Source organism: Ochrobactrum sp. 19YEA23, from assembly GCF_029909865.1.
Lineage (GTDB): Bacteria > Pseudomonadota > Alphaproteobacteria > Rhizobiales > Rhizobiaceae > Brucella > Brucella gambitense.
This window is the reverse complement of record NZ_JASAMQ010000001.1, coordinates 40,479-53,205: the sequence shown is the minus strand read 5'-3', so window position 1 is coordinate 53,205 and position 12,727 is coordinate 40,479. Positions and strand designations below refer to the sequence as shown.

Below are 12,727 nucleotides of genomic sequence, written 5' to 3'. Positions count from 1 at the left end.
CTGCCAGTGTGCAATCGAATGACAGGATAACATGCATCATGGCAAAGGCGAGGCTTTGCCATGATTAATTGGGCCATGATTAATGTGGGCCATGATCCAAATGGACTACAGCCAGTCCGGAATGGAATCGAGCGCAAGCAGCTCTTCGTAAGTGTGGCGTGGGCGAACGACATGGAAGCGGTCACCGTCCACCAGAACTTCCGGCACGAGCAGACGGCTATTATAGGTGCTCGACAGAACCGCGCCGTAGGCACCAGCCGTGCTTACCGCAATCAGGTCGCCGGGTGCAGGCTTGGTCGTTTCGCGGTCGAGGCCGAGATAATCGCCCGTTTCGCAGACGGGGCCGACAAAATCGGCGCGGATGCGCGGCGCATCGTCCTTCGCCAGCTTGACGGGACGGATATCGTGGAATGCTTCATAAAGCGTCGGGCGGATGAGATCGTTCATCGCGGCATCGACGATGATGAAGTTCTTCGCATCGCCTTCCTTGACGAAAATCACTTCCGTCACCAGCAGACCGGCATTGCCGACGATCAGACGGCCCGGCTCGAAAACGGTCTTCAGCCCAAGCGGCTTGATGTGCTTGGCAACAATCTCCGCATAGGCCACAGGCAGCGGCGGCGGATTGTTGTCGGTGCGGTAGGGGATGCCGAGTCCCCCGCCAACATCGACATGGCGGATATTGTGGCCATCGGCGCGCAATTCCGTCACCAGTTGCGCCATCAGCGCAAAGGCGTTGTCGAAGGGTTCTAGATCGATGATCTGGCTGCCGATATGCATATCGATGCCGACCACGTCGACACCCGGCAGGCTGGCTGCACGGGCATAGGCCTCGCGCGCCTTGATGCGCGGAATGCCAAACTTGTTTTCAGACTTGCCGGTCGAAATCTTGGCGTGGGTCTTGGCGTCGACATCCGGATTGATGCGCAGCGATACCGAGGCAACCTTGCCAGCGGCAACTGCACGGGCCGAGAGGATTTCCAGCTCCGGCTCGGATTCGACATTGAAGCAATAGATACCGGCCTCTAGTGCAAAATCCATTTCGCGCGGCGTCTTGCCGACGCCCGAAAAGACGATCTTGCTGGCGGGAATGCCTGCGGCGAGCGCACGGCGAATTTCGCCTTCCGAAACCGTATCGGCACCGGCGCCGAGTTTCGCCAGTGTCTTCAATACCGCCAGATTCGAGTTGGCCTTCAACGCATAGGCGATCAGCGGCTCCATGTCGGCGAAAGCTTCGCTGAACACCCGGAAATGACGCTCGATCGTGGCGCGGGAATAGACATAGAACGGCGTGCCGACTGCCTTGGCGATTTCAGGCAGGCTGACATTTTCGGCGTGCAACACGCCGTCGCGATATTCGAAATGATTCACGGAAGATAGTCCTTAAGAACTAGAGCAGCTTATCAAGAATGAAAGGCTTGTCTTCCTTGGGTTTCGGCTTGGTGTGCCCCTGATCGTCGGTGATCAGCGAGGATGGCGGCGGCTCCAGCGGGCCCTTGCGTCCACAGGCGGCAAGTGTGGCCGCGAGTGCGGCGATCATAAGCACGGTAGAAATAGCGGAGCGGCCTGTCATCAGCTTTGGTTCCTGAATCAAAATCTATTTGCGCTAGCTGTAACGCAAAATTCTCAAGAGTGAAATCACCCGTTGCCCGGATGATTTCACATGACTTTATCTTGAACGGCCATCAGTGTTTGAATCAAAAAGCGACAGGCCGTGGCGAAAATGGTGATTTCGAGAACCGGAGCGCAGCGTACTTTTGGGTACGTGAGCACCGGAAGCCTCGCATAATCCCGAAAAGTTGCAGACTTTTCGGATCAGATTATGCGAATACAAAACTCAATTGCCATTTGCAGACCGGCATGGCGACTTTTAGATCAGACACTCACGCCTTCACGATACGCTTTTTCCAGTACCGGATCTGGCGGCGCACTTCCTGCGGGGCAGTACCACCGAAGGACTGACGGCTCTTGACCGATTTCTCAACCGTGAGATAGCCGAAGATCGCATCGGTGATGCCGGGATGGATCGATCGCAGCTCTTCCAGCGAAAGCTTGGCGAGGTCGACCTTGCGGCTTTCCGCCAGAGCAACAGCGCGGCCGGTGACGTGATGCGCTTCGCGGAAGGGCAGGCCCAGTTCCCGCACCAGCCAGTCGGCCAGATCGGTTGCCGTGGAATAGCCCGAACCGGCAGCTTTCTTCATGGACGCGACATTGATGGTCAGGTCGCGCACCATGCCAGCCATGGCGGCGATGGCGAGTTCCAGATTTTCGGCAGCGTCGAAGACCTGTTCCTTGTCTTCCTGCATGTCCTTGGAATAGGCGAGCGGCAGACCCTTCATGATGGTCAGAAGTGCAACCAGCGAACCGTTGATACGGCCGGTCTTGGCGCGAACCAGTTCGGCTGCATCCGGGTTTTTCTTCTGAGGCATGATCGACGAGCCGGTGGAGAAGGCGTCGGACAGGCGCACGAAGTTGAACTGCGGCGTCGACCAGATGACGATTTCTTCCGCAAGGCGCGACAGATGACCGGCGCAGATTGACGCGAGCGACAGAAATTCCAGCGCATAGTCGCGGTCGGAAACGCTGTCGAGCGAATTGCGGGTCGGTTCGCGGAAGCCGAGTGTCGTGGCCGTCATATGACGGTCGATCGGGAAACCGGTGCCTGCAAGGGCAGCGGCGCCCAGCGGCGATTCATCCATGCGCTCAATTGCATCGCGTACGCGGGACAGATCACGGCCGAACATTTCCACATAGGCCATGCAATGATGGCCGAAAGTGACAGGCTGCGCGGTCTGGAGATGGGTGAAACCCGGCATGACCGTCGCCGCATGTTCCTCGGCGCGCTCCAGAAAAGCTTCAATCAGGTTCTTCAGGGCGACAGCTGTCTTTTCCATCTCCTGCTTGACCCAGAGGCGAAAATCGACAGCCACCTGATCGTTGCGCGAGCGAGCCGTGTGCAGGCGTCCGGCGGAAGGGCCGATCAGATCGGCCAGCCGCGCCTCGATGTTCATGTGAATGTCTTCGAGCTTGCGCGAGAAGGTGAACTTGCCGTCCTCGATCTCCTTGAGGATGGTTTTCAGGCCCTGCTCGATCTGCTTATGATCGTCTGCCGTAATGATGCCCGTCTTTGCGAGCATGGCTGCATGCGCGAGCGAGCCTTGAATGTCTTGCGCGTAGAGCTTGCGGTCGAAGCCGATCGATGCATTGATCTCTTCCATGATCGCATCGGGTCCTGAGGCAAAACGGCCGCCCCACATCTGATTGCTTGATTTTTGTTCGCTCATGCTCATATGCCCCGAGTGACGATTTGGCCGGATAATAGAAAGAAGTGACGCGACATGGCAGAAGACAACGAAAAGGCGAAATCGGGAAATCGCAAGATCGTCCTTCTTGCAGCCCTTGCCGGTGTCATTGCCGGTATTGGGGCGGTATACGTGATGGAGCGCCCCTCTGGCAATGTGGTAGCCGCTAATGTTTCGTCCGAAAATGACCAAGCGTCCGCCCAATGCGCCCTCAAAGCCGATTCGCTGAAGGCGCTCGACGCGGCTGCAACCGGCGGCGTGGCTGCCATGCGCCCGGCGGAAAAGCCGATTTCCGTCGCTCATCTTGCCTTTACCGGCCCTGACGGCAAGCAGATGACGCTTGGTGATTATAAGGGCAAGACGCTTCTCGTTAATCTCTGGGCGACCTGGTGTGCACCGTGTCGTGAGGAAATGCCCGCCCTCGACAAATTGCAGGCCGAAAAGGGCGGCAATGATTTCGACGTTGTGGCGATTAATATCGATACAGGTTCCGACGACAAGCCGAAGGGCTTTCTGAGCGAAATCGGCATCAAGAACCTCACGCTGCATCGCGATGCGACCATGGCGAGCTTCAATGAGCTGAAGCGCAAAAACCTCGCTTTCGGCCTGCCGGTCACGCTTCTGGTCGACAAGGAAGGCTGCCAGATCGCCTCCATGAACGGCCCTGCTCCATGGGAAGGGCCTGACGCCATGAAACTGATCGAAGCAGCCCAGAAACTTTAACGCTCGACAAAGTCTGGAATTGGTGGCTTCCTCCTTTTTCTAAGGAGACTTCCCATGGGCCTCGACGTCTGGCTGGCATTCACCGCTGCATCTATCGTGCTTCTGATCATTCCGGGGCCGACGGTTCTGCTCGTCGTTTCCTACGCGCTGGGACAGGGCTGGAAGACGGCTTTTCCGATGGCGGTGGGTGTGGCGCTTGGCGATTTCACGGCCATGACCCTGTCGATGTTAGGCGTGGGCGCGCTGCTTGCGGCTTCCGCAACGGTGTTCACGGCGGTCAAATGGATAGGCGCTGCCTATCTGGTCTGGCTCGGCATCAAGCTTTTCCGGGCAGGCGGCACGATGAATGCCAAGGCGCGGCATGACAAGGTGCATCCGGCAAAGATGCTGGTTCATGCCTGGCTGGTGACTGCGCTCAATCCAAAGAGCATCACGTTTTTCGTGGCGTTTCTGCCGCAGTTCCTCAGCCCGCATCGGGATTTTCTGACCCAGATGCTGGTTTTTGAGAGCACGTTTCTGGTGCTCGCCTTCCTCAATGCCTTCGCTTATGCACTGACAGCGGCGCGGGCGCGGCGCTTCTTTGCCAGCGAACGGGCCCTGCGGATTTTCAACCGTGCGGGCGGAACCTTGCTGATCGGCGCTGGTGTTGCGACGGCCACGATCCGTTCAAGCTGAGGTAAAACCGGCGCGTTTCAGCCGCACAATGGCGAGATCGAGCGCCGACAGAAAGGCCGAGCGATCCTTCGGTGAAAATGGCGCAGGGCCACCGGTGATTTCTCCCGCGGAGCGTAGCGAATCCATGAGATTGCGTGTCGCGAGCGTATTGCCGATAGTGCTCTGTGTGTGAACACGACCATTGGGCGCAATAACCGATGCGCCCTTTTCAAGCGACCGGCTGGCAAGCGGAATATCAGCGGTGATGACGATTGCCCCCGGTTGCGCTTTTTCTGCGATCCAGTCGTCCGCCGCGTCCAGCTTGTCCGATACGACAACCCGTTCCACCCGTTCGGCATCGCGCGGGATTGCCACATGACTGTTGGCAACCAGCACCACCGGAAGATTGTGCCGCTCGGCGACACGGTAGATTTCGGCCTTTACCGGGCAGGCATCGGCGTCGATGAGAATGCGGATCGTATTGGTTTCAGCGGTCATGCGTTCTCCATAAAAGGACCGGCGCCTTTTGGCAAATTGAACGCTGCAATCAGATTTATGCGATAGGCGTTTCTGGCGAAGCGGTATATGGCGAGCCAAAATTAAGAAAGTTTGTCATGGCCGCCCGTTTCTTCCCCATCATGTTTGTCCTGCTCTGGGCCACTGGCTTCATCGGAGCCGGGCTGTCCATGCCCTATGCAGAACCCTTCACCTTCATGGCGGTACGGTTCTCGATTGCGGCGGTCATCATGACGCTCTGGGCGCTGGCAAGCAGGGCTGTGTGGCCAAAGGGGGCGACGCTGGTTCATGCGGCCATCGCCGGTTGCCTGATTCACGGCGCTTATCTCTCCGCACTGTTCTGGGCCGTGCATCACGGTCTGCCCGCTGGCATGTCGGGTCTCGTGGCGGGTCTGCAACCCATGCTCACCACGCTGATCGCCGCCATGCTTCTCGGCGAAAGAGCAAGCGGACGTCAGTGGACGGGGCTGCTGGTCGGCTTTCTCGGCGTGGCCATGGTCGTCTGGCCGAAGTTTTCGGCTGGCAGCGGCGTTGATCCGAAAAGCCTTGCAGCGGCTTTTTTCGCTGTGTTGGCCATCAGCACGGGCACGGTCTGGCAAAAGCGTTTTGGAAAGACCGGCGATTTGAAGACGGGTACTGCGGTTCAGTATATCGCCGCTGCGGCGCTGACGGCCATGTGCGCCTTTGCATTCGAAACCCGGGTGATGATCTGGTCGCCGCAGCTCATTTTCGCGCTGGTCTGGCTGACGCTGGCGATTTCCATCGGTGCTATTCTGGCGCTTCTGGTGATGATCCGCGAGGGCGCGATGTCAAAAGTCGCATCACTGTTCTATCTCGTGCCGGGCACGGCAGCGATCATGGCCTATCTGATTTTTGGCGAGACGCTCGGTCCGATCCAGATTGCAGGCATGATCGTCACCACGCTTGGCGTGGCCCTGACGACGATGAAGCGCTGATTACTCTACAATCAAATCCGGCTGCTGCTCGCGTTTGCGGAAATTCATGATCGCAGCATTGATTTCCGCGCCGATGATGAAGATTGCCGACAGCATGTAGAGAAAAACGATTGCCACCATGATCGAGGCAAGGCCCGCATAGGTGGAGACATAATTCGCAAAAGTCTCCAGATATTTTGCGAAGGCGGTTGCCGAGGCAAGCCAGGCAAGAAGCGTGATGATGATGCCGGGCAGGATATCGCCAAGGCTGCGGCGTCCGGCAGGCAGCCAGATATGCACCATGAAAAGCGCCAGAACCAGAACCGCCACGGCGACACTATAGCGCCAGAAGGCGATGGTACCGGTAAAGGGCGCGATGTCGGGAAACCACTGCTCGGCAATGCGCACCGCGAGCGGTGCGAGAACTAGCAGGAAGCTGATCGCCATCAGGCTGAGTGTGCCGACCAGAACGAAGCCGAGGCTTTGCAGGCGGCAAAAGATGATCGAGCGCTGGTCGGTGACGCGATAGGCACGATTGAGCGCGATGCGCAGCGCCTCCACGCCGTTGGAGGCAAAATACGCAGCGGCGATCACACTCAGCGTCAAAAGCCCCCGGCGTTGAACCGTCAAAACATTGGTCACTTCATTGGCGATGGGAGCTGCGATGTTCGACGGCCACATGTCGAAAATGACATGCACCGCTGTTTGAGCGAATTCCTTGGTGCCGAGAAAGCTCGCCAGCGAGGTTGCGAAGATCAGGAAGGGAAACAACGCCATCAGGCCAGACAGAGCGATGTGACTTGCAAAAGCCCAGCCATCATCTGAACTGAAATGACCGAGCACATCATAGGTAATCTGACGGAGAAAACGTCTGACTTTTCGCATCCGCAGATTTTACCCCTTCGATCATTGGCCCAAGTTTCAGACACTTAAATCTAGCATCACCTGTCAGATTGCAAGGGTTGCGCCGTTTTAAAGCCCTTGCGAATCAAGCACTGTGGTGGAAACGCGGCGGCAGGACAGGACGAAATGGCAGAGGAACGTGCAAATCGCGGCATCATCATAACCGGCTGTTCGTCCGGTATCGGTGCTTATTGTGCGGAAGCCTTACATCGTCGTGGATGGCGGGTCTTTGCCACCGCTCGCAAGGAGCAGGATATCGCCGCCCTGCAAGCCAAGGGAATGACAGCCTATTATCTTGATTATGCCGAGCCGGACTCCATCGCCGCCCTTGCCGAGGAAGTGTTGCGCAAAACCGATGGCAGGCTGGATGCGCTTTTCAATAATGGCGCTTATGCCCAGCCGGGCGCGGTCGAGGACTTGCCGGTGGAAGCGCTTCGAGCGCAGTTCGAATCCAACTTCTTCGGCTGGCATGACCTGACGCGACGGGTCGTGCCCGTCATGCGCGCCCAGGGCCACGGACGCATCGTTCATTGTTCGTCGATTCTGGGGCTGGTGCCCATGAAATGGCGCGGCGCTTATGTCGCGTCCAAATTCGCCATTGAAGGCCTGATGCTGGCGCAGCGTATGGAGCTTGAAGGCTCCGGCGTGGAGGTTTCGCTGATCGAGCCGGGACCGATTGCATCGCAATTCACCTATAACGCCGCCCGGCATGCGCAAGCCAACATTGATCTGGAGGCCTCCGTGCATCGCGAACTTTATCAGCGCCAGATGGCCAAGCTGACCAGCGGCGGCACCAAATCAAAGAACAAGCTTGGACCGGAAGCCGTCTATGATGTACTGCTTCACGCATTGGAGGCGCCGCGTCCACGTCCGCATTATGCGGTAACGAGACCGGCGAAACTGGGAATTCTGGCGCGCCGCCTGATGCCGTCGCGCTGGCTGTACCGGATGCTGTCCGATCAGTCTTGAAAAACAAGGGGCTGCGGATGATGGGAAGGGAACAAGATGGACGTTGTGTTCAAAGGCGCAGCCATGGTGGCCATGCTCGCCGTTGCGATTGTGTTGATCATTGGCCTGCGTAATATGATGCGCGGCGGTGATGCCAATTTTTCTAACAAGATGATGCAGTTACGCGTATTCCTGCAATTCATCGCAATCGTTCTGATCGTGGGCGCAATCTATTTCGCGCGGCATACCGGCGGACAGTAAGCCATGGTCAAGCTCAACAAGATTTACACACGCACCGGCGATAACGGCACCACTGGCCTTGCCAGCGGACCGCGTCGGCTGAAGTCCGATATGCGTGTGGAAGCCTATGGCACGGTGGATGAAGCCAATGCCTGCATCGGCATGGCGCGGATTCATACCGGCGAATATGTCGAAATCGACGCGATGTTGTCGCGCATCCAGAACGATCTTTTCGATCTAGGAGCCGATCTTTCGACGCCCGATGACGGCAAGCCGCTGGCTTATGAACCGCTGCGCATCGTTGCGTCGCAGGTCGCGCGCGTGGAAGCGGATATCGATGGTCTCAACGCCAATCTTCAGCCATTGCGCTCTTTCATTTTGCCGGGCGGCTCGGCGGCATCGGCAGCACTTCATCTGGCGCGCACGGTTTCACGCCGCGCCGAGCGCCTGATGGTGGCGCTGGCGAAGATCGAGGGCGAGGTGGTGTCGCCGGAGGCTCTGCAATATATCAACCGCCTCTCGGATTTTCTCTTCGTCGCCTCCCGCGCCGTCAATGATAATGGCGCGAAAGACGTGCTCTGGGTACCAGGCGCAAATCGGTAGTCAGACGCCCCGTTTGTTGCCCCAGATCAGCACATGCAACTGGGGCAGCACATGCGCTTCGAACCAGCGGTCTGCAATCACCGTGTCCACCAGCCATTGCATGCGGCGCATGATGCCGTCGATGTCGATCGATGCGTCGTCCGCTTCGGGCGGTGGCGGCGTGTGATTGCCGGGCTGGAGATAGATCGGCAGATGGGGATGAAGCGCCGAGACATGCTTTGCGAAGGCATAATCGGTTTCATCGAAGACCACGAATTTCAGCACCACATGTGGCTTCGGCCCTGCCGCTCCGACACAGGCTGTCAGTGCATCGGGGTCGAATTCCATCCGGCTTGACGGCGGCTTTGGGCTCAATACCAGCGTGTCCAGCGTGGAAAACCAGTCCTTGGCGATGGAGCCTTGGGTTTCCAGCGCAAAGCGATAGCCCTCCGCCCTGCCATGAGTGATGAGAGGTCCAAGCGGTTGTATGGCCGGATTACCGCCCGAAAGTGACACTGTTAAGGGTCGATTTCCGGAAAGTGTCGTCACTTCGTCCCATATGGCTTCGACACCCATCGGCTTCCATTCATGGCGAAAGCGGCTTTCGACTGCGTGCAGGCTGTCGCACCATGAGCAACGGTAGTCGCAGCCGCCTGTGCGCACGAAGACGGTCGGCTCGCCGATGAGCACGCCTTCGCCTTGAATGGTTGGGCCGAAAATCTCGCTGATGCGGATTTCGGATGCCTGTTTCATGGCTTTACACTTGGACGATATTCCGCCCATGTCTTTGGCGTTTCGCTCACTCGTACAGCCGATATTTCCGGCCAGCGCGCGTGGCACCAGTCGAAAAAGTGCTTTGCCAGTGTTTCGGCTGTGGTGTGTCCATGTCCCAGCACATCGTTGAGATGCCGGTGATCGAACGCGTCGTCGATATAGCGCTTGAACGGCGCCAGCTCGTGATAGTCACGCACGAAGCCATGTCCGTCGAGATCAGCGGCGGAAAGCTCGACTTCAACGATGTAATTATGGCCGTGCAGGCGCGCGCATTGATGATCGACAGGAAGTCCGGTTAACTGATGTGAGGCGGAGAAGTGAAACTCCTTGGTGATGCGAAACATCAGGCGTTCCTCCGCTCAACGGCTTCACGCCAAAAATCGGTATCCTCATAGACAGTCGGATCATTGACACCTGCAAGGTGAAATGCCTCGCGACGCTCCACACAAGTGCCGCAGCGGCCGCAATGCTGCTCGCCGCCCTTGTAGCAAGACCATGTCGCCTCGAAAGGTGTGCTGTGTTTCGTCCCATCGGTGACGATATCGGCCTTGGATGCATGCACATAGGGTGCGAGCAGCTTGATATCGGCATAGCCGTCCAGCGCATGGTTCTGCATGATCTGGAAGGCATCGATGAAGCCGGGGCGGCAATCGGGATAGATGAAATGATCGCCGCCATGGACAGCCAGCGCCACGGCATCCGCCTTTTGTGCGGCAGCCACACCAAAGGCGATGGCCAGCATGATGGCGTTGCGATTGGGTACGACGGTGATCTTCATCGTCTCTTCGGCATAGTGACCGTCCGGAACATCGACATCATCAGTCAGCGCCGAGCCGGTGAGGCTGGCGCCGATGGTGCGGATATCGATGATCTGGTGTGGCACGCCGAGCCGTTCGGCGCAGGCCTTGGCCGAATCCAGCTCCTTTTTGTGCCGCTGGCCATAATCGAAGGAGAGAAGGGCAGTGAGTTCAAGTTCCGCTGCGATTCTATGCGCAAGCGAAACGGAGTCGAGTCCGCCGGAGCAGACGACAAGCGTTTTCATAGTCAGGGTTCCTTGTTTTGACCGGGTAGGCTGCGACCGGTTAGTGCGGGCGTGTCGTAAAGCAGGATGACGCCTTTGTAAACGCCACGGACGAGGGAGCAAAAGACATCTCAGAAGGCCTCTCAGGGGATGTCGCAATCTGAGAATGAAGTTCTGCCGGAATAAATGGATATTAATCGATATAGATTGCCGAGGCTGATTGACGTGCACGTCAGGCGTCTTTACGTTTCCCGCCGATTTCTAATAGGAAGCGCAGTAGCTGAACGGCTTGTTACAGTGCTTTTTTCGGAGCCGCTTCTGTGTCGGGTTCCCGTCGGAATTTGGCATGCGGGCGGTGTTTCATGGCGGCATAGTCGTGCCGTAGGATTCATTGAAGAGGTGGTCGCGGATGAAAGTCCTTGTCGCAGTAAAACGTGTCGTCGATTACAACGTGAAGATCCGTGTCAAGGGCGACGGATCTGGCGTTGAGCTTTCGAATGTGAAGATGTCGATGAACCCGTTCGACGAGATTGCGGTTGAAGAGGCGATCCGCCTGAAGGAAGCTGGCAAGGTCACGGAGATTGTGGCTGTTTCGGTTGGCCCGGCACAGGCGCAGGAAACACTGCGCACGGCCCTTGCCATGGGTGCGGACCGCGCGATCCTGGTCAAGACCGACGAGACGGTCGAGCCGCTCGGCGTCGCCAAAGTCTTGAAGGGCGTGGTCGATGCGGAAAAGCCGGACCTCGTCTTCCTCGGCAAGCAAGCCATTGACGACGATGCCAACCAGACCGGCCAGATGCTGTCGGCGCTTCTCAACTGGAGCCAGGCAACCTTTGCCTCGAAGGTGGAACTGGGTGACGGTTCGGCCAAGGTCACGCGCGAAGTGGATGGCGGTCTGCAGACCATCGATGTGAAGCTTCCGGCGATTGTCACGGTTGATCTTCGCTTGAACCAGCCGCGCTATGCATCGCTGCCGAATATCATGAAGGCGAAGAAGAAGCCGCTGGACGAGAAGTCGCCTGCCGATTTCGGTGCCGATATCACGGCGCGCCTGAAGGTCCTGAAGACCGAAGAACCGGGTGGCCGCAAGGCTGGCGTCAAGGTTGGTTCAGTCTCTGAACTGGTCGAGAAGCTTAAAGCTGATGGCATCATCTAAGAAATCGGAAGGGACACGATAAATGGCTATTCTTCTTATTGCCGAACATGACAATGCAACCCTTTCGGACCAGACGGCTAAGGCGCTGACGGCAGCCGCCCAGATTGGCGGCGATGTCGATATTCTGGTTGCAGGCAAGGGCGCAAAGGCGGCAGCCGATGCTGCCGCCAAGCTGAAAGGCGTGCGCAAGGTTCTGCTGGCTGAAAGCGATGCGCTGGAAAACCGTCTGGCCGAGCCAACGGCAGCACTCATCGTGGCGCTGGCCGCCAATTACGACACGATCATCGCTGCGGCGACGACTTCGGCCAAGAACATCCTGCCGCGCGTTGCAGCACTTCTCGATGTGATGCAGTTGTCTGAAATCATGGAAGTCGTATCGGCGGATACGTTCAAGCGTCCGATCTATGCGGGCAATGCGATCCAGACCGTCCAGTCCACCGACGCCAAGAAGGTGATCACGGTGCGCACCGCCTCTTTCCAGGCCACCGGTGACGGCGGTTCGGCTTCGGTGGAAAGCGCAACTGTGCCTGCCGATCCGGCATTGTCGAGCTTTGTTGGCAATGCGCTGTCGGCTTCGGACCGTCCGGAACTGACCTCGGCCAAGATCATCATCTCGGGCGGTCGTGCGCTTGGCTCGGCTGAAAAGTTCCAGGAAGTGATCCTGCCGGTTGCCGACAAGCTTGGTGCGGCGGTTGGCGCCAGCCGTGCAGCGGTTGATGCGGGCTATGCGCCAAACGACTGGCAGGTTGGTCAGACGGGCAAGGTGGTTGCACCAGAGCTTTACATCGCCGTCGGCATCTCTGGCGCGATCCAGCATCTGGCCGGCATGAAAGACAGCCGCGTTATCGTCGCCATCAACAAGGACGAAGAAGCGCCGATCTTCCAGGTTGCCGATTATGGTCTTGTCGGTGACCTCTTCACCGTGCTGCCGGAGCTTCAGAAGGCTCTCTAAACATTTGAGAAGCGGCGGGCC

Annotated in this window: 16 protein-coding genes; 8 read left to right on the top strand and 8 right to left on the bottom strand. The window is 57.9% G+C overall.

The features are described from left to right. Positions 1-105: 105 nt before the first annotated feature. The 3 genes from lysA to argH form a co-directional block, all read right to left on the bottom strand. Positions 106-1,371 (bottom strand): diaminopimelate decarboxylase, encoded by a 1,266-nt coding sequence (gene lysA, locus QBD01_RS00255; RefSeq protein WP_280991160.1) that lies wholly within the window; start codon positions 1,369-1,371, stop codon positions 106-108. Positions 1,372-1,390: 19 nt separating this feature from the next. Then, the gene (locus QBD01_RS00250) at positions 1,391-1,573 is read right to left on the bottom strand and encodes a lipoprotein (protein ID WP_078337809.1); all 183 of its coding nucleotides are present in this window, start codon (positions 1,571-1,573) and stop codon (positions 1,391-1,393) included. A 310-nt stretch (positions 1,574-1,883) separates the two neighbouring features. After that, complete coding sequence (argH, locus tag QBD01_RS00245; RefSeq protein WP_280991159.1) at positions 1,884-3,284, bottom strand: argininosuccinate lyase; 1,401 nt, start codon at positions 3,282-3,284, stop codon at positions 1,884-1,886. 54 nt (positions 3,285-3,338) lie between these two features. On the opposite strand from argH, the gene QBD01_RS00240 reads away from it, so the two are divergent. Beyond that, positions 3,339-4,025, top strand: coding sequence for a redoxin family protein (locus QBD01_RS00240; RefSeq protein ID WP_280991158.1), 687 nt, complete (start codon positions 3,339-3,341; stop codon positions 4,023-4,025). 54 nt (positions 4,026-4,079) lie between these two features. Further along, positions 4,080-4,700 carry a LysE family translocator gene (locus tag QBD01_RS00235; RefSeq protein WP_280991157.1) on the top strand — a complete coding sequence of 207 codons (621 nt, stop codon included), beginning with the start codon at positions 4,080-4,082 and terminating at the stop codon, positions 4,698-4,700. On the opposite strand, the gene QBD01_RS00230 is transcribed toward QBD01_RS00235, so the two are convergent. Beyond that, positions 4,692-5,177, bottom strand: coding sequence for a YaiI/YqxD family protein (locus QBD01_RS00230; protein WP_280991156.1), 486 nt, complete (start codon positions 5,175-5,177; stop codon positions 4,692-4,694). The genes QBD01_RS00235 and QBD01_RS00230 overlap by 9 nt on opposite strands. Positions 5,178-5,293: 116 nt before the next feature. Between QBD01_RS00230 and QBD01_RS00225 the strand changes: the two genes are divergently transcribed. Continuing rightward, complete coding sequence (locus QBD01_RS00225; RefSeq protein WP_280991155.1) at positions 5,294-6,151, top strand: DMT family transporter; 858 nt, start codon at positions 5,294-5,296, stop codon at positions 6,149-6,151. Here QBD01_RS00225 and QBD01_RS00220 read toward each other — a convergent pair whose 3' ends face one another. Beyond that, a complete protein-coding gene (locus QBD01_RS00220; RefSeq protein ID WP_113533790.1) occupies positions 6,152-7,015 on the bottom strand; it encodes a YihY/virulence factor BrkB family protein in 864 nt (287 codons plus the stop codon). Between the two features lie 144 nt (positions 7,016-7,159). Between QBD01_RS00220 and QBD01_RS00215 the strand changes: the two genes are divergently transcribed. Genes QBD01_RS00215 through QBD01_RS00205 form a run of 3 tightly spaced genes read left to right on the top strand, consistent with a single transcriptional unit; the run spans position 7,160 to position 8,824 of the window. Beyond that, a complete protein-coding gene (locus QBD01_RS00215; protein WP_280991154.1) occupies positions 7,160-8,002 on the top strand; it encodes an SDR family oxidoreductase in 843 nt (280 codons plus the stop codon). A 36-nt stretch (positions 8,003-8,038) separates the two neighbouring features. After that, positions 8,039-8,242, top strand: a complete 204-nt coding sequence (locus QBD01_RS00210; RefSeq protein ID WP_078337504.1) for a twin transmembrane helix small protein — start codon at positions 8,039-8,041, stop codon at positions 8,240-8,242. Positions 8,243-8,245: 3 nt separating this feature from the next. Next, positions 8,246-8,824 carry a cob(I)yrinic acid a,c-diamide adenosyltransferase gene (locus QBD01_RS00205; protein WP_280991153.1) on the top strand — a complete coding sequence of 193 codons (579 nt, stop codon included), beginning with the start codon at positions 8,246-8,248 and terminating at the stop codon, positions 8,822-8,824. Here QBD01_RS00205 and queE read toward each other — a convergent pair whose 3' ends face one another. From queE to queC, 3 genes are read right to left on the bottom strand one after another with little or no spacing between them, the layout of a single operon-like run. Next, a complete protein-coding gene (gene queE / locus QBD01_RS00200; protein WP_280991152.1) occupies positions 8,825-9,556 on the bottom strand; it encodes a 7-carboxy-7-deazaguanine synthase QueE in 732 nt (243 codons plus the stop codon). Beyond that, positions 9,553-9,921, bottom strand: coding sequence for a 6-carboxytetrahydropterin synthase QueD (gene queD, locus QBD01_RS00195; protein ID WP_280991151.1), 369 nt, complete (start codon positions 9,919-9,921; stop codon positions 9,553-9,555). Before queD ends, queE begins: the two co-directional genes overlap by 4 nt. Beyond that, entirely contained in the window at positions 9,921-10,619 is a 699-nt protein-coding gene (gene queC, locus QBD01_RS00190) for a 7-cyano-7-deazaguanine synthase QueC (RefSeq protein ID WP_280991150.1), read from the bottom strand. The genes queD and queC overlap by 1 nt, the downstream gene beginning before the upstream one ends. 388 nt (positions 10,620-11,007) lie before the next feature. On the opposite strand from queC, the gene QBD01_RS00185 reads away from it, so the two are divergent. Together QBD01_RS00185 and QBD01_RS00180 are read left to right on the top strand one after the other, a co-directional pair. Beyond that, positions 11,008-11,754, top strand: a complete 747-nt coding sequence (locus QBD01_RS00185; RefSeq protein ID WP_182518836.1) for an electron transfer flavoprotein subunit beta/FixA family protein — start codon at positions 11,008-11,010, stop codon at positions 11,752-11,754. Positions 11,755-11,776: 22 nt separating this feature from the next. After that, complete coding sequence (locus tag QBD01_RS00180; RefSeq protein WP_280991149.1) at positions 11,777-12,706, top strand: electron transfer flavoprotein subunit alpha/FixB family protein; 930 nt, start codon at positions 11,777-11,779, stop codon at positions 12,704-12,706. Positions 12,707-12,727: the final 21 nt, after the last annotated feature.